Origin of the sequence: Corynebacterium sp. MSK150 (assembly GCF_030229215.1) — a bacterium.
Classification (GTDB): domain Bacteria; phylum Actinomycetota; class Actinomycetes; order Mycobacteriales; family Mycobacteriaceae; genus Corynebacterium.
This window is the reverse complement of record NZ_JASPHM010000003.1, coordinates 137,910-160,015: the sequence shown is the minus strand read 5'-3', so window position 1 is coordinate 160,015 and position 22,106 is coordinate 137,910. Positions and strand designations below refer to the sequence as shown.

Genomic DNA, 22,106 nt, shown 5'->3' with positions numbered 1-22,106 from the left:
CCGCCAGACTCAGGCCCAGGTATGGATTCCGGCTGTAGCTCATTAGGGCTCGGGTTTACGACAGCGGGCCCCATCAGTCTTTCGGGACTTCTTCATTCAGCGGCCAACCGTTATTGGCGGCGTATCGCTCGGCGACCGAAAAGCTGATATCGGGCAAAAATATGCTCTTCTAGTGGGGTCAACTACACCACTATATAACGTCACATTGACGTTATTCGGGGAAGTTCCCTCAACGCCGTGAAGGTCTCATTAGCGATTCCGGTAAGCGCTCCACAGCTGCCAGATAGTCAACAGCGCCAAAAGAATCGAGATGGCCACAATGACCCACATCTGTTGAACGGCTACGAAAATGGTAAACCCGATGACGACGACGAGGCGCAGCCACATAAACGGGATAATCTGACGGGAATTCACAGGCTAGGCCCTCGCTAGTTCTTCTCGAAGGAAATGCGGAGATTTACTTCGCCCTTTTCCTCGACCTTCGCGGCGAGCATCTCCGGGGTCTCTACGCCGTAATCAAGGCGATCAACTGGCACGGTGCCGCCGATAACGATCTGGTCTCCATCGCGAAGGACGTCAAACTCTTGAGTGATCTCGTGCGTCTTATTCTTGATCGTCAGATCGCCGGTGAGCTCAACCTTGCCAATGGTGCCGTCATCCGGGACGTCGGCAAGCGAGGCCGGCTTAGTCAGCTCAAAAGAAGACTCCGGGAAAAGCTGGGTCTCAAAGAGCTTGGACTTCATGTTCTGGTCGCGGACCTTCTTATCCGTGGTCAGCTCGTCCATATCAACGGTGACCGTGGCTGTTTTCAGGGTGGAATCAGAAATATCCGCCTGGCCGGTTACCTCCGTGGTTGATCCCGATGTGGTGGTCTTTTCCGCAGGTAGAACCTCATTAAAGGTAAAACCAACCGAGGTATGATTATTAGCACGGCCCTTGGCTACCTCCCAGGTGCCATCGAGCTCCGTTGATGCGGCCATTGCGCCGTCGGCAGAAACTGGTTCGGTCTTTACTCCGGCGCCCTTGAAGAGTGAATACACCATCGGGCCAATGGCCACGGCGGTGAGCAACACAATCAAAACCACAAAGATGGTGATGACGAGCTTGCGGTTATAAAAAAGCTTTTTCATCTTCTATCGAAGTCCTTCTAGACGTCGCGCCAGGGCAACAAGCTCTTCGCACAAACCGGCAAGCTCCTGCGCACTAGCGCCTTCCTCCGCGGCGGTGTTGATATCTTCTGCGGAACAACGTAGTTCAAAAAGTCCGTCGCGCAAACTCTCTGCCTTGTCTGGAGTAAGGATCACGGCATTGGCGGGAATTCCCGTGCCACTGACGTTATTTCTTTGCTCATAAGCCCGCTGCTTGCAGGAGGCGCTGCAAAACTTCCGTGGCCGTCCCCTACCGCCTTGGTCAATGTCCTTCCCACACCATTGGCAGGAACCGACGTTGCGTTCACGACTAGCTGTACGGATCACCCGATACACTTTAGTCCATTTTGGGCGGGCTGGGAACAAAGACGCGTGGGTGTTCGTTATAATTAGTAGCTCTTAGGCGAAGTTTTGCTTCGCACTCAATCAGGGATCTCTTTGAAAAGGATGATGTTGCATGGCAGATCGCGTACTCCGTGGCAGCCGTATGGGCGCAGTCAGCTACGAAACCGACCGCGACCACGACCTCGCACCGCGCCAGATGGTGAAGTACCGCACCGAAGACGGCGAGATTTATGAGGTGCCTTTCGCGGATGATGCTGAAATCCCTGAAGAATGGATGTGCAAGAACGGCAAGCTGGGCCACCTGGTAGAAGGTGAAGGCGTTGAGTCTAAGCCCGCTAAGCCACCACGCACCCACTGGGATATGCTGCGTGAGCGCCGCTCCATCGAGGAGCTCGATGAGCTGCTTGAAGAGCGCATTAACCACCTGCGCTCCCGCCGCCGTTCCGCAGCTCGCCTCTTGAAGGAACAGCAGGAGCAGCAGCAAAAGAACTCTTAAAGTTCTGCGACAGCATAAGGCCCGTACCTCCCTAGTCTAACTAAGGGACGGTACGGGCCTTATGCGTTGCGGTGGCGCCTACTTCTTGAGCTGCGCAATCTGGTGCTTTGCCAGATGGCCAATCTCGCTGGCGAAGTCAGAAACCCAGCCGGCACCCTTGCGGGCCTGAACGTTGAGGTCATGAATGGAGCCGTCCTTGACCTCACGGTTGACCAACTTGGACACGGCGCCACCGAAGTCCTGCAACTGCTCAGCGCGATGAGCAACGCCCCACTTGGTTACCTCGAGCAAAGAATCCTTCACGAAGGAACCATCGAGCTTGGACTCGCCATATTCGCGTTCGGTGAAGGTGATGGGAACCTCGCGAACGTCGAAGCCAGCCTTGACGGCACGGAAGGCCAAATCCACCTGGAAGATGTAGCCGGCCTTGGACAGCTCATCAAAGTCGATGGACTCGAGCAGCTCGCGGCGGAACGCACGGTAACCGGCGGTCATATCGGACAGGCCAGCGCCCAGCGCTACGGAGATGTAGATATTGCCAAGGCGGGAGAGGTACTCACGAGAAGCCGGCCAGTTGACGGTCTCGCCACCTGGGATATAGCGGGAGCCGATAACCAGGTCCGCGCCCTTGTCCACCTCTTCCAGCAGCAGGTGAAGCTGTTCCGGGGCATGGGAGCCGTCTGCATCCATCTCACACAGCACCTGATAGTCGCGCTCCAATCCCCACTCAAAGCCGGCGATATAAGCGCCTAGCAGGCCGCCTTTGCCCTCGCGGTGGAGAACGTGGATGTGGTCATCCTGTGCTGCGAACTCATCGGCCTTGTCACCAGTTCCATCGGGAGAGTTATCGTCCACGATGAGGATATGGACCTCTGGGACGGCCTCACGGACGCGTCCAGTAATGAGAGGAAGATTTTCGATCTCGTTATAGGTCGGGATGATGACCAAGGTCGAGGATTCAAGCGTGCTCACAGTGTTTATGCTCCTACGTATGTATCTGTGCCGGAGCGGCGCGGGGTGCGTCGCAGGCGGTTTGTGCGCAAAGCTACCAGTGCGCAGACTGTTCCAATAATAACCATGAGCCATTGCAGGGGCGAACCAAACCTCACGGAAAAGGTCTCGCCGCTACGCAAGGGCAACTGCTCTACCAATGCCTCCGGCGTGAAAATCTCCGTGGACTGGCTAACGTGTCCATCTGGGTGAACAATGGCGGATACTCCAGAGGTCGCCGCCACCACCACGGCTCGATCCGTCTCCATGGCACGCAATCGGCTCATGGCCAATTGTTGGTAGGTCATATCGGAATAGCCAAAGGTGGCGTTATTTGTGGGAGTAGTCAGTAGTTGTGCACCATTTTTCACCGACTCCCTAAAGGCGCTATCGAAGGAAACTTCGTAGCACGTTGCCACGCCAACCGGCACGCCCGCCATGGAGACCACACCTGGGCCGTCACCGGGCTTAAAATCGCCGGCGAGGTCCACATAGTCAGAAAACTTGGCAAAGAAATCCCGCATGGGCATGGTTTCACCGAAGGGCTGCAGGTACTTCTTATAGTGATGGTCTCCCACCGTATGTCCGGGAGCAAAGACCTGCATTGTGTTGCGGGCTCCCACCTCATCCCGCGTAGCGGTGCCAACCAAAACAGGTGCATCTATCGCATCGACGGCACCACTGATCGCCGTGGCTGCCTTGCCGTCACGGAATGGATTGATATCGGAGGAGTTTTCGGGCCAGATGACTAGGTCAATGTCCTTTTCGCGTGCGGCCAGCTTCTTTGTTTCTGCAACGTGGTTGTTGAGGACCGCCTGGCGTTGCCCGGCAAAGTCTAGGCCCATGCGGGGTACGTTTCCTTGGATTGCGGCAACCTTTGCTTCCCCGACAGTCAAATCGTCTCGGTTGATGCCTAAGCCTGCCACCGTCGCGCTTGCAAGGGGAAGGATAGCTGCTAGGAGTGCGGAGCTCTTGGCCTTCCATCCGCGTTGAATCAGGAGCGCAGCGAGACCGCAGCCGCACAAAACTGTGGCTGCGGTAATGAGCGAGGTTCCACCCCACGGCGCCAGGTTGGCTAGCGGTCCGTCGACTTGTCCCCAAGCCAATTTCACCCAAGAGAAACCGCCGAAAGGTACCGAAGAACGCAGCACCTCCACCGCGAGGTAGAAGAACGGGAAGGCAATAAAACCGTATTTCCACCGCGCTACCGCCGCGCCGCCAAGGCCCAGCACAATGGCGTATACCGAAAGCCATACGGCCAAAGCGATGTATGGCCCGCTGCCCACCAATTCGCCGATCCATGGCAGTGTTAGCAGGTACAGCACGAGCGAATGCGCGACTGCAAGAAGCGCGCCTACACGGGCGGAAACGTGCCTAGTTCCCCACGGCAGCAAGCTCGCGTACAGCAAGCCCACGCCCACAATGGCAGCCCACCACCAGCCACGGGGCTCGATGGCGGCATACGTGAGCAGACCAGAAAGACCCGCCACTACGAGGCGGGCAAGAGTCAGCATCACTAGTTCTTTCCGCCCTTGGACTCGCCTCCGGAGGGTCCGAAGTCATCTGGATCCAGGTTCTCACTCCAGCGGCGGATCTCTTCCTCATCCAACACCTCATGCGGGCCAGCGTCCTGCGTGCTGGGGTACCCATTTTGGGTTGCTTGGCCACGTCCAAAGGAGCCAAAGTCGCCATAAGAGTCGTGCTGCTGCGCCATTGGGGTGGCCTCGTAGATTTTAACGCCCATGTTTTCGATCTTGCGGTACAAAGAGGCCGCCATCAACGTGCGGAAGACGGCGCGGGTCGGCGAGAAGATAAAGAGGGCTCCGAGGATCGTCGTCAAGAAGCCCGGCAAAGAAAGCAACATGCCGCCTACCAAGGTAAGGCCCACATTGCTGGCGGTCTTGCCCACATTGCCGCCGCGAACCACGTATGCGCCGTCCCCAGTGCGTTCGACCTGCTTTCCCATCAAACGGCGCACTTCAATGCCAGCGATGGACATTCCGAAGAACATGGTGACAAAGAGTGCGATAAGCGCCCAGCCAACACCGATCCATTGAGAAACGGCCCAGAAGGTCAGGGTCTCTGCGACCATGTAGAGAGCAAAATACATAAACGGCATGGCCTCAGTCTAACGAGGCAGACTGATAAAGTGCTGGCAACACTCATGCGCGAAGGTGCAGCCGCGGCAGGTTAAACTAGTGCGCATGTTTACTCCTGCGCTTTTTGAAGACCCCAAATACGGCGCGTGTATCCGCATCCACGTTGCCGGTGGCAGCACCCACGCCCAGGATTGGGTCACTTTGGCGCAGTGCGCCAGTGCTGTTGCGGATGGGTATGTCTACATCGACCGGTTTTCTGCAATCGAGCTGCGCAGTATTAAGGATGCGGAGGCACTCAATCAGCAGCTCCAGCAATTGCAATTGCGCGCCACGGCGATGCCGGTGCTGGCTTCGCCTTTGTCAGCGGAGGCCAAGCAAACGGCCCAGGACATCGCGGCCGAGCTGGAAGCGACGGAAGGCGGTCCCGGACTGGCCGTTATCGCCCACGACGACGTACCGACCGGCGCGGCCGCAGTCAGCCTTAGCATCGACGGGGACGGAGCCCTGCGCCTTGAGTGTTCCCCGCTTGGCGACGCCCCCTCTGCCCCACTGACTCCGCACGCTGCCGCCCGACACTATGAGGCGGTGCTCCAAGGCACCGAATCCCTAGAGCATAATGCCTCCGCCCTGGCAGAGCCCGGCCCCATTGGTTGGCTGGATCAGCATTCGCCCGCTGGCATTGTCGATTTGGGTGCGGGCGTGCACCGCGGCGCCATCCCTGCTGAGTTTGCGCACCTGATCGGCCAGTTAGAGGTAGACATCACCGTCACCCCGTGGGGCGGATTAGTCTTTCACAATATTGCCGAGGGTGACGCCGAAGTGGTACTGCGCGTACTCGCCCCACGCGGTTTTATCTTCGACATCAACTCTCCCCTGCTACGCGCAGACTAAAAGGAACGCAGATTTTAGCGCGGCATGTGCCGCCAGAGTGGGCGCGGTACAAGCCGCATGACCCACGCGAGGCCCTGCAGAGCCCGAGGAATCCATATGGTGTGCGAACGCGGCTTACCCCGCCGTGCATCGCGGTCAATGCAGCCGACAACTGCCTCAGCCACATCTGCCGGACGCACGGAAAGTGGCGCCGGCTTCATTCCTTCCGTCATGCTGCCGATGACAAAGCCAGGGCGCGCAGTAATAAGGCCTACCTGGCTGCCGTGCAGCTTGTCCGCCAGCCCCTGACAAAAGGCATCAAGACCAGCCTTGGTAGATCCGTACACATAGTTTGCCCGGCGGGCCCTCCAGCCTGCTATCGAGGAAAAGGCAACGATATGGCCGCGGTCCATTCGCTGGGAAACCAGCGTAAGCAGTGAAATCTGCGCGGCATAATCGATTGTGGCGATGTCGACCGCGTGGAAAGCATCGCGTTCTGCCCGCTGCTGATCGCCCAAGATGCCAAAGGCGACGACAGCAAGCTCAAGGGGGCCTGCCAGCTCTATGGCGCGATCGACAACCCCGGGGTGAGACGGAAAATCTGCGGCGTCGAAATCAAGCAAATGCACGCTGCGCGCACCCGCCGCCCGGAGCCGGCCTTCCACGCCTTCCATACCGTGGGTGCCACGAGCGGCGAGCACTATATCGTGGCCTGGGGCTACTCTCCTAGCGATTTCTCCGCCAATATCGCTGCGGCCGCCCAGAATCAGTACGCCAGCCATTAACGGACGTCACGCGGAGCTTGGTTGAGGGACTCGTATCCGTCATTGGTCAGCACCACGATGTCTTCCAAGCGCATGCCCCACTTGCCTTCCAAGTAGATACCCGGCTCAATGGAAAATGCCATGCCTTCTTCCAAGGCGAGATCGTTGCCTTCCATAATGAAAGGCTCCTCGTGCGTGGACAGGCCGATGCCATGTCCGGTGCGGTGGACAAAGTAGTTGCCCCAACCGGCTGCCGAGATCGCCTGGCGGGCAATGGCATCGATGTCTGCGGCAGTGCTGCCGGGGTGGGATGCTGCGCGGGCGGCAGCTTGGGCGTCGGCAAGCACGCCATAGGCATCCTGGAAATCCTGCGGGGCCTTGGAAATATCCCCGCCCACTACGTAGGTGCGGGTGCAATCGGAGTGGTAGCCGGAAGGCAAAGTGCCTCCGATATCGACGACGACTGGCTCGCCCTCAGCCAGCAGGCGATCCGAAAAGCTATGGTGCGGGTTGGCACCGTTGGGACCTGAGCCGACAATAACGAAATCGATAACGGAGTGCTCCTGCAAGATGAGTTTTTCCAGCTCGTGGGCCACCTCGGCCTCGGTGCGGCCGGCCTGCAAAAGCTGCGGTACCTGCGCGTGGACCGCGTCAATGGCATGGCCGGCCTTGCGCAGCTCAGCAATCTCAGCCTCGTCTTTGCGGGTAAAGAGTTCGGCCAGTGCGTAAGTGGCCAGTTCAAAGCTGGCGTGTGGAAGCAGATCTTGGAAACGCAGCACGTGGTCTGCAGTCAGCGACTGCCCCAGTGCTACCTTGCCTAGTCCGTCGCCTGCGCCACGCAGTGCAAGCTCATATGGATTTTCTCCGTCATTCCAGCCACGCAACTCTACATCTAGCTCACCTACTGGAGCAGCCTTGATATCGGTGATATCGGTATTAGGCGCGGCGATCCATGCATTGCCCTGCTGAGGCACGACCAAGACCGTCAAGCGTTCGTGGGAAGAAACCCAGGAGCCGGTGAGGTAGGCAAAGTCTGGTCCCGTGCCAATGAGGAGCAGATCGATGCCCTTGTCTGCAGCCGCCTTTTGGGCGACGTGCAGACGCTGGGCGTAGACATCAGCGGAAAAAGTCTGAGTATCAGTCATACCCCAGAGTCTACTCGTCCGCGCCGCGGATTTTAGGCGCCAATGGCTACGACACCGCGCTGAATTGCGTCGATGGCCCGGCGGGCGTTGCGTTGAATTTCGCCGTCGTACCCCGTCTTAGCCACTTGTTGCAGCAGGTCGATGACTTGGCGGCACCAACGGACAAAATCACCGGGGGTGAGCTCGGCGCCGGCTTCGTTTGCCGCAGCCATGCAGTAGCCCAAAGGTGCGCCGGCCGCCCATTGGTGTACCGCCAAGGCGAATCCGGCCTCTGGTTCACGGGTGGGCGGCAGCCGGTGGCGCTGCTCATCAGCGGTAAGTTCGGTGTACACGCGCCACGTGGCATTCATAGCGTCAGCCATGCGCTCGGTGGCGGCTTCCGGTTGCCCACTGGTGGCCTTGCGGTTTTCGAAACAGCACAGGGAGGCAACGCCGGCAAGCTCAGCGGGATCGAGTTCATCCCAAATTCCGCGCTTGAGGCATTGGGCCACGAGCAAATCGGATTCGCTGTGAATTTTGGCAAGGCGCTCGCCTTCTTCGGTGATAACCGGCGTGCGGTCCGCGCCAACCCCGGTGAACTCGACGTAGTCCATCTCAGCGAGGAGGTCCACAATGCGCTCGAAGGTGCGACCCAAAGTATCCGTAGCCTTGTTGACTTTGGACTGGAGCTTGTCCCGATCACGCTCGCGCCGTGCTAGCTTTTGTGCGAGGCCCGCCAGCTGCTCGCGGTCAGTAGCCGGCCAATCGTGAGCTGGATGAGCACGCAGTGCGTCGCGCAACTGACCTACCCGCTTATTTGGCCGAGCGCGGGTATGCGACTTCATGCGCTTGGGCCGGTCGAAGTGTTCGCGGTGCAAAACATCCTGCACATATCGGGTATTGCGGCGCGGGTTCTTGCGCACCGGCTTGGGGATCTTGATGCTACCGACTTGGATCGGTGGGTTATTGATTCCGGCTGCATCGATACGTCCCGACCACCCGGACTCAGTGGTAATCCACGGGCGGGGATCCGCGGTTTGGTTAGCGGGAGTAACAACCGCGGCGAGAATTGGACGCTTCTTGCCGGGCATGGCAATAACATCGCCCAGCTGCAGGCGTCCCAGTACCGCAATCACCTCTTGGTTGCGCTGGTTGGCACTATCGATTTTTGATTGCTTTTCTTCCGCTGTGAGCTCGCGGCGCAGGCGGACATAGTCCATGAGAACCTCGGCGGGATCTTCTCCGTCCTTAGCAGGCGGTGCAAGTGAGGCCACGGCATCATCGAGCTGGTTGCGCAGTTCTCGCACGCGATGCTCGGCGCGTTCAATCTCGCGAGTTTCCTCCACGACGGAGCCATCGGCCTGGAACTGCGCGAAAGACTTTTCCAAAAGGCGGAGAGAATTCTCGAAACCAAGCATTCCCAGCAAATTGATCGCCATATTGTAGCCCGGTGCAAAAGTGGAAATGAGAGGATACGTACGGGTAGAAGCAAGGCCAGCTACTTGACGCGGATCCATGGCGGGGGCCCACTGCACGACTGCATTGCCCAACGTATCGATGCCACGGCGACCTGCGCGGCCAGTCAGCTGCGTGTACTGGCCTGGGGTGAGATCGACGTGCGCCTCACCATTGAACTTGATGAGCTTTTCTAGCACCACGGTGCGCGCCGGCATATTGATGCCGAGTGCGAGCGTTTCAGTAGCAAACACGGCGCGAACGAGGCCGCGTACGAATAGGTCTTCCACGATGTGCCGGAAGGCGGGCAGCATACCTGCGTGGTGCGCGGCAAAGCCGCGGGACAGGGCTTCGCGCCAGCGCTTAAAGTCTAGGACCTGCAGATCTTCTTCAGGGATACCTTCCACACCCGCATCGACGATGTCCTTGATGTGCTGTGCTTCCTCTTGTGAGGTAAGCACCATGCGGCTGCGCAGGCACTGATAGAGAGCGCCATCGCAGCCTGCACGGGAGAAGATGAAGGTGATCGCCGGAAGCATGTCCTGCGATTGCAATACCTTCAATACCTCTGGGCGGCCTAAGGGGCGATAGCGATCCTGCTGTCGGGCGGCGCCGGAGCGCCCCCTTCCCTTACCGTGGAATTCGCTGCGTCCGCCACCCTTGTGACGCGCACGCGCACGAAAGCCCTTGCCGGATTTATAGTCTGCGCGACCATCGTCGGTATCGCCGGCTTCAAGGCGCTGGATCCTACGCTCTAGCTCGGAGTTGACCTGGCCGCCAGATTCTGGCTCGAAGAGCGGATAAATCTTGCGCCCCAGCATCATCCACTGGTCGAGGGGAACTGGGCGGTGTTCGGAGACGATGACGGTGGTATCGCCGCGCACGGTAGAAAGCCAATCGCCGAATTCTTCCGAATTGGACACTGTGGCAGATAGGCCGATGATGGAGACATGATCCGCGAGGTTGAGGATGACCTCTTCCCACACCGCGCCGCGGGAGGCATCAGCCAAAAAGTGGATCTCATCCATGACCACGTGGGTCAAGCGATCGAGGGCCGGCGATTCTGCGTAAATCATATTGCGCAGCACCTCTGTGGTCATGACGACGATCTCTGCATCAGAGTTGATCGATACGTCGCCGGTGAGCAGGCCTACGGCTTCTTCGCCATGCTCTTCCACCAAGTCGTGGTACTTCTGATTGCTCAAGGCTTTAATCGGCGTCGTATAAAAGCACTTGGTTCCCCGGCTCAGCGCCAAAGAGACAGCAAATTCGCCCACGATGGTTTTGCCGGCGCCGGTCGGCGCGCAGACCAGTACGCCGTGACCGTCCTCCACGGCTTGGCAGCCCTTTACCTGGAACTCATCCAACGGGTATGGCAGGGCTGCGGTAAAAGAATCCAGATGAGTTTCAGTCATGACTCCCCAGGCTACCCGTGCCTAGAGGACATCGTCGAAAAAGCCGCCGCCGGTCGACGGAGCGTCCTTGCCACCGGTGGTCCACGTCTGCTGCGGCTGCTGCTGTGCCTGTTGTACTGGCTGTGAAACGGATTGAGTGGGTCCCGGTGAAGGGTTTACTCTGCTCGGCGCCTCGACAGGGGTTGGCCCGCCTATGGCTCCTGGTCCAGCGCCAAGTGGCGAAGCAGTCTCATCATCGAGATCCATCCACTCGGGGCGTTCGCGCTGCATGCGCTTATCGTGGAGGCGGCAGAACTGGAATGCGATCTCGATGAGCAAGATCAGTGAACCAGCCAGTACCACCATCGAGAAAGGATCCTGGCCTGGGGTGACGAAGGCGGCGAAAATCATCACGACGACAATGATGATGCGACGCTTGTCTTTGACGTGTTCATATTCGAGCACGCCAATAAGGTTCAGGGACACGATAAGCAGTGGGATTTCAAAGCTGATGCCAAAGATGAGCAGCAGAGCCAGGAGAAAGTAGAAATATCGCTCACCGGTCAGGGCCGCTGTTTGATACTCGGCGCCGATACCCATGAGGAATTCCAAACCCACGGACAAGATGAAATAGGCCAGCACAGCACCGGCAACGAATAGGCCCACCGCGGCGCTGACAAAGCTCAACGTGTAGCGGCGCTCGTTCTTATGGAGACCAGGCACAACGAAGGCCCAGACCTGATACAGCCACACCGGCGAGGACAATACGGTGCCGGCCAAAGCGCCTACTTTCAGGCGCAATAGGAGCATTTCAAACGGGCTGGTGGCCAATAGACGGCACTCGCCGTCCGCGCTAAAGGAGGCGCGCTTATCTGGGGGCAGCGCACAATACGGCTCTCGTAGAATTTCGCCCAACGGAGACAGCCCGAATGGGGCTCGTTGGTACCAAATGAACCCAATGATGGCCCCGACGACAACCGCTAACACGGAAATAATGATGCGACGGCGCAGCTCCTGCAGGTGCTCCACCAAGGTCATCTCCCCGGTAGGGTTCTTTTGCTTGCGCGAAAAGCGCAGCTTACCCTTGACGCTCTTGCTTGCCTTCTGGGGAGATAGAGGCTGTGACTGTGACGACATCAGTGTGGCTCTTTCAACGCAAAGAAGCGAACACTTCCCTACTGCACGGATTGCGGGTGCATATCCGCGCGCTGCAGGGGTGTTCGCGCGACGACAGGTTAGGGGCGTTTACTGCTGAGTATTGGTGTTGTTCTGCTGGCCCGGCTGCATGTCTGGTCGGTTCCAGAATTCCTCATCGGACTGCTGCTTCTGGTTCAGCTGTGCTTGAGACTGAGAACGCTGGGCATCCTCGGAATGCATCTCATTGACCTCAGACTTGAAGATGCGCGCGGAACGGCCAATAGAGCGTGCCAATTCCGGCAACTTCTTTGCACCGAAAAGCAAGACGATGGCAAGAACGATCAGGCCGATTTCCATAGGTCCTAGGCTCATGGAGAAACCTCTTTCAACTAGTGCACCAGCATGCCGGAAAGCATCACCGCCGGCTTTTTGCCAGCGAGCAGGCGCAGTAAACGGGCAAGTAACTGGCTACAGAGTATAGCCGCTCAATGCAGTGTTTCCTCGCTCCGCAATGAGGTTTACCACGGATTGAGGAGCCACTACCCGCAACCTATCAGCCTGAGCAAGGGCAAAGCGAATAAGCCAATCCACTGATCCCATAGGCATTGTTGCAGCTATTTCCCCATTTCCCAGGTCTTCGCCCAGACGCATATCGTAATACTCAGCCAGCCACGTGAATTCTTGGTTAATTGCTAGTTGCACGGTGTCTCCATCGCCCAAATTAAAGGGTGAGGAGGCATCAAAGTCGAGTTCCTTCAGGTGCGGCTGAGCCTTTTCCTCCGTGAGGCATGCGCTTCTAATGCGGTCTATGCGAAAGGTGCGATGGGCTTGCTTAGCTTCTTCCCACGCAGCCAAGTAAGGCTCAGAATCGACAATAAAAATGCGGGCTGGATCCACTACCCTTTCGGATTCTGCATTCGAAGAAGCACTCCAGTAGTGCAGCCGGATCCGCTTTCGTTCATCAACCGCCTGGGACAAAAGCGCCTGGATATCCGTCTCTTCAGGGGCTGGAGTAGATAGCGAATCATAAATGGCAACAGTTCTTTCATCCATGATGCCGCGCAGCTTAGCGGCGGCGGATTCGACCGCGCGGGCGTCGATTAGCCCTGGCATCGCCTGCAAGGACTCCAAGGTAAGAAGCAAGGCACCGGCTTCGGTTGGGGTGAGCCGCAGTGCCTGGCTTAAGCCTTGATCATTATGGATGGTTACCCCATCGCGATAGCTAAAGGAGAGATCGATGAGGTCTTCGGTATTGCGCCCCGTGCCGGAGCAAAAGAGGCGATCGAGAGCTTCCTTCAGCTCGCCGGGTTCCATACCTAAGTCCTTGGCCGCTTCCATGGGCGTCTTGTCGGGATGATTCTTGAAGTACGGAATCAGGTTCAAAGAGCGCACGAGCGCCTGGAGCTTCTGTGATCCATCAGCCATGACTAGCGTCCTTCCTGCGGATGTGCTGCCCTGCGCAAAAGGGAAACGACCTCCTGGCGTACTTCGGCTGGTTCCACCACTTGTACCTCCGGCGCATACCCAGCCGCGGTGCGTACGAGCCAGTCTTTATCCACCTTGCGCAGCATCACCGTGCCGTCGGGCTGCTGCTTGCCGGCATCCATAAGCTCCCGCGCCTGCCCCTCAGGGATGACAAGGCGTGCATCCACCTTTTCCCCGCGTTGCAGTGCACGCTCTACTAACACCTGCAAATCTTCAGTTGGATTGGTGTGCTCCGCGGGATCGTGCGAGCGTTTGATGTCAGAGACGCGGAGGGCCCGAAAGACGCGCGGTTCGTTGCGGTCCACATCGAATCCCACGAGGTAGATGCGGCTGTCGCGGTTGACCACTCCCCACGGGTCCATGACACGGCGTACCGGCTCAGTAGCCGGATTAGCACGGTAGGAAAACGTAATGCGCAGCTGATTGCGCACCGCAGCGAGCACCGCGGTGATGATTTCTGGGGCGAGTCGCGTGATGTCATTGACCGCCGTGTATACCGGTGCGCCTGCGAGGTTGCGGGAGGCGCCGCTAGCAGCAATCTTCGTCCATCCCGACAGGGAAAAATCGCTTAAGCCTCCGGTGGTACCCACGCCTCCTGCAATGCCTAGAACCATGGCCTCCTCAGGGGAAAACTCCACCGGAGGAAGCTGGTAGCTGCTCGAGTCGAGGCGATAGCGCGCACCATCTTCGCTGCCGGAATGCACGATAGGTACCCCGGCGCGCTGGAGGGTTGCGATATCTCGTGCCAGCGATTTGGCGAAGGCTTCATCTGATTTATCGCCGTATCCTGCCACATGCCGGCGAATCCAGGAGGCGGTGCGATCAGGGCTACCGCCGGAGTTGGCGGCGCCCTGTAGCGCGAAAGAGAGGTTGGTGAGTCTTTCTACCGCCTCATCATGCCGTTTCGGCGCGGGGTTGTGTGCTGCCACGTGTTGTGTTGTCTCCCTAGTGCTACTCGTATGCTTCTAGCTGTGGTGTAGACGCATATAGTCTAGCAACGCCTCGACCCGATCATCGTCGGCCACGAAGGGGTCTAGAAGCTCCTCGGTGCGTGGCTCAGGCCGGTTGACCTTAAGGCGCGTCCAGTCAACGGTGACGTTGGCCCCGAGGCTACGGGCAGCGGACAGGAACTGCCCGCGCAGCGCGGCGCGAGTGGTCGCGGGCGCGGTGTCCATGGCGCGTTCGATGTCGGCGTCCGAAATCCACCGATCAATAAGTCCCTTACGCTGCAGTACATGAAAGAGCCCGCGGCTCGGCCGGATATCGTGGTAGGTCATATCAATCTGGGCGAGCTTGGGGTGGTCCCACTGACCACCCAGCCGTGCGCGGTAGCGCTCGAGCAGTCCCAATTTGATGACCCAGTCGATTTCTCTGTCCACGCCGGAGAAGTCTTGAGTCTCAATGGCGTGCAGCATGCGCTGCCAGAGATCCACCACGCGCCGCATTTCTGCGGTGGGAGTGCCGGCGTCTTCCCGTTCTTCCAGCCATTGGGTTGCGCGCTGGCATAGTTGCTGCTGGACCTCGAGTGCGGTGACGGATCCCCCTCCTGCGAGCGGTAGTTCGGTCAAGCCCGTCATATCGCGCGCGATGGCGCGGATATGGTGAATGGGTTTTTCGATGTCGAACTCCGGTAGGTCAAATCCGGCTTCCAGCATTTCCAGGATGAGCAGCGTGGAACCGACTTTTAGGGCCATGGTGGGCTCGGCCATGGTGGAATCGCCCACGATGACGTGCATGCGGCGGAAGCGCTTGGAATCGCCGTGTGGTTCATCGCGGGTATTGATGATGGGGCGTGAGCGGGTGGTGGCAGAAGATACACCTTCCCAGACTTGGTCTGCGCGTTGCGAGAGCAGGAATTGGGCAGGCTTATCGCCCTTAGCGGGCTGCACCATGCCGGCGCCGCAGATGAGCTGGCGGGTAATAAGGAACGGAAGGAGCGCCAGCCCCAAATCCTTGAGCACCATGTGGCGGCTGATGAGGTAGTTTTCGTGGCAGCCAAAGGAGTTTCCGGCTGAATCCACGTTGTTTTTAAACAGGTACACCGCGCGCGGGTGCCCCTCGGCAGCAAAGGTCTGCTCCGCTTTTTCGCCCAGCCGGTTGACTATCGCATCGCCAGCGCATTCATAGGCCAGAAGCTGGCTCAAGCTATCGCACTCGGCGGTGGCTACCTCGGGGTGGGATCCGACGTCGAGATACAGGCGGCTCGCGTTGGTGGAAAAGATATTAGAGGAAGAATGTTCCTGAACGATGGGCCGGAAAAGCACGCGCGCCGCTTCATCAGGGCTCAGGACGCGTTCTCCTGGGCCCGCGCTGGTGGTTAAGCCATATTCCGTCTCGATGCCCATGATGCGACGGGCGAAGACGGGGCGCTGGTCACCCACCATTACTGCCCGCCCTTTTGGACATAAGAACGAACAAATTCCTCGGCGTTGTTTTCTAGCAGTCCATCGATCTCATCGAGCAATTCATCGGTGCCGGCAGTATTGATGCTCAGCTGTGTGGAGGTAAACTCCTCCTCCCCCGTGGAGTCATCGCCGCCGTTGCCGCCGGTGACCTGCGATTGGTGGGTTGACATGGTATGAACGTCCTTTCCTTCGCTTCTGCCTCGATGTCTGACTATTAGTTACGGTACTCGGGCTGGATACCGCTGTCAGTTAGTCCCTGAAGAAGATCCTCCACCGTAGGTGCGGCGTCGATGATCTCCTCGCACTGGGCGCGAGTCAGGCTGGTGGTCTCATCCATCGGAACCGTGGCCCAGGGTGCCGCGGTTTGCTCGCCTAACCGCACCGTGAGGCTTTGCCAGCTCGCGGCAATGATGTCCTCACCGAATTTCTGCGTCACTCGGCCGCGGAAATACGCCCGGGTGTCCTCTGGCGGAATGGTGGCGGCGTCTTCAATCTCTGCAGCGCTAAAGAGCTGCCGCATCTGGCCTTTACGCACCAGCGCGTGGTGTAGCGACTTTGCCGGATCGATCTCCGCGTACTGCAGGTCAATAAGCCGCAGCTTTGAGTCGGCCGGGTCGATACCGCGGTCGAGGTAGCCCTTGATCAAGCGATACTTCGCCACCCAATCCAACAGGTGCGCTGCCTGCATCGGGTCCTTTGCCAGAAGTGCTACGGCCTCGTCCCAAGCCGCAAGCACCTTGTGATCGGCTTCTGTGCGTGGGGTTACGCGGGCGCGGTATTCAGCGAGGATTTCTAGGGCGGTGAGATGGCGGGCGTCGGCAAGCTCGAGGCGATGCTGAAGGGAGAGGTCGCGGCTGACGCGCGGGACCTCCGCCACGGCATCCTGCAAGCGGAGATCGCTAAAGTCCACACCCTGCTCAATCGCATCGAGCACTAGCGAGGTCATGCCTAGTTTGAGCAGCGTGGAGGTCTGCGACATATTTGCATCTCCGACGATGACGTGGAGGCGCCCATAGTCCGCGTGCACCGCATGCGGCTCGTCGCGGGTATTGATGATGCCGCGATTAAGGGTGGTCTCCAGCGAGATTTCCTGCTCAATATAGTCAGCGCGCTGGGAGATCTGGAATCCCGGCTCCTCGCCAAACTCGCCGATCCCCATGCGTCCGGCGCCTATGACTACCTGGCGGGCCACGAAAAACGGGATAAGGGCCTGCGCCATAGTGTCAAAGTCCGTGGCACGGGAGTACTGATAGTTCTCGTGCGAGCCATAAGACGCGCCCTTGCCGTCCACGTTGTTTTTATAGAAACGCAAAGCAGGGCACGGGTCATGGTTGGCAAGGACGGACTTTCCTTGTGCGCTGAGGCCCGCTACGGCTGCGCCGGCTTGCAGGAGCGTGGCGTCCCCTGCGGCGTCGTAAAGCGTGGCGTCCCAAGCATTAGTGCATTCCGGCGCGGAATATTCTGGGTGTGCGTGGTCCACATAAAAGCGCGCGCCATTGGCCGTGACTACATTGGCTACCCCGATGGCGTTGGGGTCCACCACGGGCACGGTGTGGTAGCGCTTGAGATCGAAGCCGCGGGAATCGCGCAGCGGGTGTTCCTCGGCAAAATCCCAGCGCGAGCGCGCCCCAGTGTGCATCGCGGCATACGCTACCACCGCGTGCGTGGAAGAAATGATGGGCGAATACTCCGGCAGCTCCGGGGTGGCGATGCCGTACTCGGTCTCGATACCTACAACGCGGCTCATGCGCTCCTCCTAGCGGCCAGTAGCTCCACCCGCTCAACGCGAGCACCAGCATGGTCTTGGGAGATGATCTTGGTCCACTCCTCGGGGTTGGTAGAGGTGGGCACGTACTCGGATTCCGCGCGCTCGGTCGCGATAGCCTGGAGCAAATGCTGCTTGGCGATGCCCCCTTCGCGCCCGCCTATCCCCTGCTCACTGCCCGCACGCTGTTGCAGTTCGTCCTTGATAGCCAGCTTCTTGGCGCGGGAGAGGATATTGGCAATCATCGCGCCGGAGACGAAGTCCCGGTAGTGCAATACCTCGCGCTCGCCGCTGGAAAAGTGCAGCTGCACAAAGGGGCGATCGGCATAAAGCTCGTCCACCGCAGTGCCGATAAGTTCCTCTAGCGTGCCCTGGTGCGGCACGGATTCTGCAAAGTGGCGGGCGAAAATCTCGCGGGCACCCTGTTTACTCGGCCGGTTAACCCGGATCTTGATATCGAGCCGCCCGGGGCGCATGATGGCTGGGTCGATGAGCTCCTCGCGGTTGGTAGCGCCAATAACGATCACATTGGAAAGGCTCTCCACGCCGTCAAGTTCTGTGAGCAGCTGCGGCACCACCGTGGTTTCCATATCCGAAGACACGCCTGAGCCACGGGTACGGAAGATCGATTCCATCTCATCAAAAAAGATGACCACCGGACGGTCGGAACTCAGCTGGGCTAATTCACGAGCGCGCTCAAAGATGAGGCGGATGCGGCGTTCCGTTTCCCCTACATACTTATTGAGCAGCTCTGGGCCCTTGATATTGAGGAAGTAACTCGGCCCATCACTGCCCAGTTGCTGCGCCAAAGAATGGGCCACGGCCTTAGCAATAAGCGTCTTACCGCATCCTGGCGGGCCATAGAGGAGGACGCCCTTAGGCGGCTGTAGCTCGTAGTGGTGATAGAGGTCCGGATGAATAAACGGCAGTTCCACGGAATCGCGGATCTGGGAAATCTGCTCATCGAGCCCGCCGATGTCCTCATAGCGCACATCGGGGACCTCCTCAAGGGAGAGCTGGGAGACCTCCGTCTTTTCCACCTTTTCCAGCGCGATGGCGGCCTTGGGGTCGACCAACACTATCTCGCCTGCTGCCACGCGGGTTTCCTCGCGCAGTGCCTGCGATAGCAACACCACTTTTTCCTCGCCAGAGGAGTTGGCCACGATAAGGCGGCTCTCTCCCAGGCGCTCCACCACGGTGGCGAGCTCACCCGTGCGCTCGGGCGCGCACCCTTCCACCACTACGAAGCCATCGCCCAAGCGAACCTGCTGGCCGGCCACTAGGCTGCCCGGTTCCACATTGGGCGAAACCTTAAGCTGCATCACGCGGCCGTTGGTGTAGACCTCCGCGGTGGTTCCCACCTCGCTGTGGGTGGGCGAATAGCCTAAGAAAACGCCGTAGGTCGATGCCGGCTCAGCCAGCGCGTTAAGCTCCGCAAAAAGCTGCTCGAGCTTCCCACGCGATTCTTTTAATAAGCCCGCCAACTTCTGATTGCGGGCAGCAAGCTGGCTAATTTGCCGCTTATAGTCCGTGGCTTCATCCATGCCCACTACTCTAACGCGGCCCAGTCGGCGAAAGAGGGTACTTGCGCTTTAAATTCTGGGCGCTGAGGTGAGCCTATTTCCAGCTTTACTTGCGGGCGCGGCGCTGCGGGCGCGGCGGGGTCACGCCATCGGCCAGGCGGCGGGTCCAGATAAGGAAGGCGGTATGCGCATTCATACGGTGCTCCGGGCGCGTAGCCAGGCCTTCAACCTTCCATTCGCGCACCAGTGATTCCCAGGCCTTAGGCTCGGTAAAGCACTTGAGCTCGCGGATTCCTTCCATGACCTTCATCAACTGCGGCACCGTTGCCACGTAGGTCATGAAAACACCACCGGGGATGAGGAGATCGCGCACGGTCTCCAAGTGCTCCCAGGGCTCGAGCATATCGAGGATCACGCGGTCTACCGGCCCACCCAAGTCCTCGGCGGTGACATCTCCTAAATCGCCGAGGCGCGGCGACCACCACTCGGGCTGCTCGCCAAAGTATTCCTTGACGTTATCTACCGCATACTCGAGGTGGTCATCGCGCACCTCATAGGAATACACATGCCCCTCTGGCCCCACGGCGCGCAGCAGGGACATAGACAGCGCACCGGAGCCAGCGCCGGCCTCGAGCACGCGCGCGCCCATGAAGATATCACCCTCTACCAAAATCTGCGCCGCATCCTTGGGGTAGATCACCGCAGCACCGCGTGGCATGGATAGCACATGGTCCACCATCAGGTGGCGGAAAAGCAGGAAGGAGGAGCCAAGGGTGGACTCAATGACCGAGCCCTCGTCCATACCCACGATGTCATCATGGTTAATGATGCCCTTGTGGGAGTGGAACTGGCCTCCTTCTTCCAGAATAACCGTGTAGTGGCGCCGCTTGGCGTCGGTAAGCTGCACGCGGTCGCCATAGGCAAAGGGGCCGGAATAAGCCATGTCTCAAGACTCCTCGAGGTTGCGGTTACTATCCCACCAAGTATGCCTCAAGTGCCTGCGCGAGCCATACTTGGTCCCGCTCGCCCACCATTTCACGCGCCGAGTGCATGGACAGCATGGGCACGCCCACATCCACGGTATCGATGCCCAAACGCGTCGCCGTAATGGGGCCAATGGTCGAGCCACAGGGCACATCATTATTGCCCACAAACCGCTGCACCGGCACGCCTGCCTTCTCGCATGCTGCTTCCCATAACGCCACCGTGGTGGCATCGGAGGCATAGCGCTGGTTGCCATTGATCTTGGTCACCGGGCCCTTGCCGATGATCGGATGGTGCGTGGGATCGTGCTTGCCCACGTAGTTGGGGTGCACCGAATGGGCTGCATCGGCCGAGACACAGCTCGAGCGGGAGAACATCTGGAAGCGTTCCTCCTCGTTGGCCCCCAGCGCCCGCGCCGTGCGGGTAAGTACATCCGCCAGGATGGGACCGCCCGCGCCGTAGCGCGAGCTCGAGCCCACCTCTTCATGGTCAAAGGCCATCATGACCAGGACGTCTTTGCCGTGATAATTTTCGGCGGCCTTCTTCATCGCTGCGAGCGAAGCGTAGACAGAAGACAGGTTATCCATGCGCCCAGCCGCAATGAACTGCTCGCCCGCGCCAAAGAATTCGCCGCGAGCGGCATCGGCCGTAATCAGGTTGAAGGAAGCAATATCCTGCTTGGCGACGCCCGCCTTCTCCCCCACTACCTGCAAGATGGATGCCTCCGGGTCACCCACGCTCAAAACCGGCTGCATGTTGTGCTGACGGTCCGGCTTGAACTCATCCTTGCGGTAGAGGTGGATTGCCAGGGACGGAAGGCGCAGTACCGGGCCAGTATTGACTAGGTGCCGCGTACCATCCTTGGTGACAATCTGCCCGGCCACGGTCAGCTCCCGGTCAAACCAGGTATGCAGCAGCGCACCGCCATAGACCTCTACTGCCACCTGCTGCCAGCCGGCCGCAGAAAAGTCCGGCGTGGGCTTAAGAACCAAGCCCGGCGAGTCCGTATGCGACCCCACGATGCGGAAACCAGAATTCTTATCCGCACCCTCTGGCACGTACCACGCCGCTACCGCGCCGCCGCGCACCATGACATGGCCGCCAGGCGCAGCGGACCACTGCGTTCCCTCATCCTGTACCTCAAATCCCGCCTCGTGCAGCTGGCGGCATACCTCATCGGCAGCGTGGTACGAAGAAGGAGAAGCAGCAATGAAATCTAGGAAATCTGCGGTATAACTCATACCTCCTAGCTTGCCACGAATCGCGCGGCGATAGGCTAGATACACCATGGCTACTTCATCTACACCCCGCCCACTGGCCCTATCGCCCTCGCGCGCCTCCGACTATAAGCAGTGCCCGCTGCTCTATCGCTTCCGCGCCATTGACAAGTTGCCCGAGCCCAAGACCATCGCGCAGGTCAAAGGAACCCTTGTGCACGCCGTTTTGGAAGAGATGCACAAGCTACCGCGCGAAGAGCGCACCTATCCTGCCGCGGTGAAGATGATTAAGCCCTCCTGGGCAGAGATGACCGCCAAAGACGAGGAACTTTTAGAGCTCGTGCCAGAAGAAGACACCTACGACTTCTTCGTCGCTGCCAGGGAACTGCTCAAAGGCTATTTCCAGATGGAAAATCCCCAAGGCTTTGATTGCCAAGAAACAGAGATGTACGTCAATACGGTCCTGCCCAATGGCGTCCCCGTCCGCGGCTTCATCGACCGCGTGGACCGCGCCCCAACTGGCGAGCTCCGAGTCGTGGATTATAAAACCGGCAAGAAGCCACTTCCCCGCTATTCCCAGGATGCACAGTTCCAGATGCGCTTTTATGCGCTGGTCTACTGGCGCATTCTAGGCACCATTCCCCACCAATTGCGCCTGATGTACCTCAAGGTGTTGGACTCGATGTTTCTTAGCCCAAACCGTGAGGAACTCGAATACTTCGAGCGCGATCTCGGCGAGCTGTGGGCCAAGATTGAGGCCGACGGGCGCGCCGGGGACTTCCGTCCGAAGCCTTCCAAGCTCTGCGGCTGGTGCGCCCACCAAGATCTCTGCCCGGAGTTTGGCGGCACTCCGCCGCAGTACCCGGGCTGGCCGGGTTCCGCGGCGGATACGAAGGACTAGCGCC

General features: G+C 59.1%; 21 protein-coding genes. 3 read left to right on the top strand and 18 right to left on the bottom strand.

Annotation, left to right across the window (positions count from 1 at the left end):
• Nucleotides 1–249 precede the first annotated feature (249 nt).
• Nucleotides 250–414, bottom strand: coding sequence for a hypothetical protein (locus QP941_RS03110; protein WP_284766470.1), 165 nt, complete (start codon nt 412–414; stop codon nt 250–252).
• Between the two features lie 14 nt (nt 415–428).
• Nucleotides 429–1,130, bottom strand: a complete 702-nt coding sequence (locus tag QP941_RS03105; RefSeq protein WP_284867968.1) for a YceI family protein — start codon at nt 1,128–1,130, stop codon at nt 429–431.
• A 475-nt stretch (nt 1,131–1,605) separates the two neighbouring features.
• Between QP941_RS03105 and QP941_RS03095 the strand changes: the two genes are divergently transcribed.
• Nucleotides 1,606–1,989 (top strand): RNA polymerase-binding protein RbpA, encoded by a 384-nt coding sequence (locus QP941_RS03095; protein ID WP_023021567.1) that lies wholly within the window; start codon nt 1,606–1,608, stop codon nt 1,987–1,989.
• A gap of 78 nt (nt 1,990–2,067) precedes the next feature.
• Here QP941_RS03095 and QP941_RS03090 read toward each other — a convergent pair whose 3' ends face one another.
• From QP941_RS03090 to QP941_RS03080, 3 genes are read right to left on the bottom strand one after another with little or no spacing between them, the layout of a single operon-like run.
• Nucleotides 2,068–2,961, bottom strand: coding sequence for a polyprenol monophosphomannose synthase (locus tag QP941_RS03090; RefSeq protein WP_150850620.1), 894 nt, complete (start codon nt 2,959–2,961; stop codon nt 2,068–2,070).
• Between the two features lie 5 nt (nt 2,962–2,966).
• The gene (gene lnt / locus QP941_RS03085) at nt 2,967–4,493 is read right to left on the bottom strand and encodes an apolipoprotein N-acyltransferase (protein ID WP_502869194.1); all 1,527 of its coding nucleotides are present in this window, start codon (nt 4,491–4,493) and stop codon (nt 2,967–2,969) included.
• Between the two features lie 2 nt (nt 4,494–4,495).
• Nucleotides 4,496–5,098 carry an FxsA family protein gene (locus QP941_RS03080; protein ID WP_284867966.1) on the bottom strand — a complete coding sequence of 201 codons (603 nt, stop codon included), beginning with the start codon at nt 5,096–5,098 and terminating at the stop codon, nt 4,496–4,498.
• A gap of 85 nt (nt 5,099–5,183) precedes the next feature.
• Between QP941_RS03080 and QP941_RS03075 the strand changes: the two genes are divergently transcribed.
• Nucleotides 5,184–5,969, top strand: a complete 786-nt coding sequence (locus tag QP941_RS03075) for a precorrin-3B synthase (protein ID WP_284867965.1) — start codon at nt 5,184–5,186, stop codon at nt 5,967–5,969.
• A 14-nt stretch (nt 5,970–5,983) separates the two neighbouring features.
• Here the strand turns inward: QP941_RS03075 and QP941_RS03070 are convergent, their stop codons facing one another.
• The 13 genes from QP941_RS03070 to QP941_RS03010 all read right to left on the bottom strand — a co-directional run bounded on the left by QP941_RS03070 (nt 5,984) and on the right by QP941_RS03010 (nt 21,225).
• Nucleotides 5,984–6,730, bottom strand: a complete 747-nt coding sequence (locus QP941_RS03070; protein ID WP_284867963.1) for an SDR family oxidoreductase — start codon at nt 6,728–6,730, stop codon at nt 5,984–5,986.
• A complete protein-coding gene (locus QP941_RS03065) occupies nt 6,730–7,857 on the bottom strand; it encodes a M24 family metallopeptidase (protein ID WP_284867962.1) in 1,128 nt (375 codons plus the stop codon). Before QP941_RS03065 ends, QP941_RS03070 begins: the two co-directional genes overlap by 1 nt.
• Nucleotides 7,858–7,889: 32 nt before the next feature.
• Nucleotides 7,890–10,706, bottom strand: coding sequence for a DEAD/DEAH box helicase (locus tag QP941_RS03060; protein ID WP_284867961.1), 2,817 nt, complete (start codon nt 10,704–10,706; stop codon nt 7,890–7,892).
• A gap of 21 nt (nt 10,707–10,727) precedes the next feature.
• Nucleotides 10,728–11,822: a twin-arginine translocase subunit TatC gene (gene tatC / locus QP941_RS03055; protein ID WP_502869193.1), complete on the bottom strand. Its 1,095-nt coding sequence runs from the start codon at nt 11,820–11,822 to the stop codon at nt 10,728–10,730.
• 108 nt (nt 11,823–11,930) lie between these two features.
• Nucleotides 11,931–12,194, bottom strand: coding sequence for a Sec-independent protein translocase subunit TatA (gene tatA, locus QP941_RS03050; protein WP_005324774.1), 264 nt, complete (start codon nt 12,192–12,194; stop codon nt 11,931–11,933).
• 96 nt (nt 12,195–12,290) lie between these two features.
• On the bottom strand, nt 12,291–13,247 hold the full coding sequence (locus QP941_RS03045; protein ID WP_239278815.1) for a helix-turn-helix transcriptional regulator: 957 nt from the start codon (nt 13,245–13,247) through the stop codon (nt 12,291–12,293).
• A 2-nt stretch (nt 13,248–13,249) separates the two neighbouring features.
• The gene (locus QP941_RS03040) at nt 13,250–14,236 is read right to left on the bottom strand and encodes a helix-turn-helix transcriptional regulator (RefSeq protein WP_284867960.1); all 987 of its coding nucleotides are present in this window, start codon (nt 14,234–14,236) and stop codon (nt 13,250–13,252) included.
• Nucleotides 14,237–14,272: 36 nt separating this feature from the next.
• Nucleotides 14,273–15,691 carry a Pup--protein ligase gene (gene pafA, locus QP941_RS03035; protein ID WP_284867958.1) on the bottom strand — a complete coding sequence of 473 codons (1,419 nt, stop codon included), beginning with the start codon at nt 15,689–15,691 and terminating at the stop codon, nt 14,273–14,275.
• Nucleotides 15,691–15,882 carry a ubiquitin-like protein Pup gene (locus QP941_RS03030; protein WP_239278812.1) on the bottom strand — a complete coding sequence of 64 codons (192 nt, stop codon included), beginning with the start codon at nt 15,880–15,882 and terminating at the stop codon, nt 15,691–15,693. Before QP941_RS03030 ends, pafA begins: the two co-directional genes overlap by 1 nt.
• Nucleotides 15,883–15,926: 44 nt before the next feature.
• The gene (dop, locus tag QP941_RS03025) at nt 15,927–17,459 is read right to left on the bottom strand and encodes a depupylase/deamidase Dop (protein WP_284867957.1); all 1,533 of its coding nucleotides are present in this window, start codon (nt 17,457–17,459) and stop codon (nt 15,927–15,929) included.
• Nucleotides 17,456–19,021 carry a proteasome ATPase gene (gene arc / locus QP941_RS03020; protein ID WP_284867956.1) on the bottom strand — a complete coding sequence of 522 codons (1,566 nt, stop codon included), beginning with the start codon at nt 19,019–19,021 and terminating at the stop codon, nt 17,456–17,458. The genes dop and arc overlap by 4 nt, the downstream gene beginning before the upstream one ends.
• An 85-nt stretch (nt 19,022–19,106) precedes the next feature.
• On the bottom strand, nt 19,107–19,943 hold the full coding sequence (locus tag QP941_RS03015) for a tRNA (adenine-N1)-methyltransferase (protein ID WP_005324783.1): 837 nt from the start codon (nt 19,941–19,943) through the stop codon (nt 19,107–19,109).
• A 28-nt stretch (nt 19,944–19,971) separates the two neighbouring features.
• Entirely contained in the window at nt 19,972–21,225 is a 1,254-nt protein-coding gene (locus tag QP941_RS03010) for a M18 family aminopeptidase (RefSeq protein ID WP_284867954.1), read from the bottom strand.
• Nucleotides 21,226–21,271: 46 nt separating this feature from the next.
• Between QP941_RS03010 and QP941_RS03005 the strand changes: the two genes are divergently transcribed.
• Nucleotides 21,272–22,102 (top strand): RecB family exonuclease, encoded by an 831-nt coding sequence (locus tag QP941_RS03005; RefSeq protein ID WP_284867953.1) that lies wholly within the window; start codon nt 21,272–21,274, stop codon nt 22,100–22,102.
• Nucleotides 22,103–22,106: the final 4 nt, after the last annotated feature.

Excerpts from the sequence above, each read along its gene's own strand:
- QP941_RS03105 (WP_284867968.1), bottom strand. The coding sequence starts at position 1,130 with ATGAAAAAGCTTTTTTATAACCGCAAGCTCGTCATCACCATCTTTGTG.
- QP941_RS03095 (WP_023021567.1), top strand. The coding sequence starts at position 1,606 with ATGGCAGATCGCGTACTCCGTGGCAGCCGTATGGGCGCAGTCAGCTAC.
- lnt (WP_502869194.1), bottom strand. The coding sequence starts at position 4,493 with ATGCTGACTCTTGCCCGCCTCGTAGTGGCGGGTCTTTCTGGTCTGCTC.
- QP941_RS03080 (WP_284867966.1), bottom strand. The coding sequence starts at position 5,098 with ATGCCGTTTATGTATTTTGCTCTCTACATGGTCGCAGAGACCCTGACC.
- QP941_RS03075 (WP_284867965.1), top strand. The coding sequence starts at position 5,184 with ATGTTTACTCCTGCGCTTTTTGAAGACCCCAAATACGGCGCGTGTATC.
- QP941_RS03070 (WP_284867963.1), bottom strand. The coding sequence starts at position 6,730 with ATGGCTGGCGTACTGATTCTGGGCGGCCGCAGCGATATTGGCGGAGAA.
- QP941_RS03065 (WP_284867962.1), bottom strand. The coding sequence starts at position 7,857 with ATGACTGATACTCAGACTTTTTCCGCTGATGTCTACGCCCAGCGTCTG.
- QP941_RS03060 (WP_284867961.1), bottom strand. The coding sequence starts at position 10,706 with ATGACTGAAACTCATCTGGATTCTTTTACCGCAGCCCTGCCATACCCG.
- tatC (WP_502869193.1), bottom strand. The coding sequence starts at position 11,822 with ATGTCGTCACAGTCACAGCCTCTATCTCCCCAGAAGGCAAGCAAGAGC.
- tatA (WP_005324774.1), bottom strand. The coding sequence starts at position 12,194 with ATGAGCCTAGGACCTATGGAAATCGGCCTGATCGTTCTTGCCATCGTC.
- QP941_RS03045 (WP_239278815.1), bottom strand. The coding sequence starts at position 13,247 with ATGGCTGATGGATCACAGAAGCTCCAGGCGCTCGTGCGCTCTTTGAAC.
- pafA (WP_284867958.1), bottom strand. The coding sequence starts at position 15,691 with ATGGTGGGTGACCAGCGCCCCGTCTTCGCCCGTCGCATCATGGGCATC.
- QP941_RS03030 (WP_239278812.1), bottom strand. The coding sequence starts at position 15,882 with ATGTCAACCCACCAATCGCAGGTCACCGGCGGCAACGGCGGCGATGAC.
- dop (WP_284867957.1), bottom strand. The coding sequence starts at position 17,459 with ATGAGCCGCGTTGTAGGTATCGAGACCGAGTACGGCATCGCCACCCCG.
- arc (WP_284867956.1), bottom strand. The coding sequence starts at position 19,021 with ATGGATGAAGCCACGGACTATAAGCGGCAAATTAGCCAGCTTGCTGCC.
- QP941_RS03015 (WP_005324783.1), bottom strand. The coding sequence starts at position 19,943 with ATGGCTTATTCCGGCCCCTTTGCCTATGGCGACCGCGTGCAGCTTACC.
- QP941_RS03010 (WP_284867954.1), bottom strand. The coding sequence starts at position 21,225 with ATGAGTTATACCGCAGATTTCCTAGATTTCATTGCTGCTTCTCCTTCT.
- QP941_RS03005 (WP_284867953.1), top strand. The coding sequence starts at position 21,272 with ATGGCTACTTCATCTACACCCCGCCCACTGGCCCTATCGCCCTCGCGC.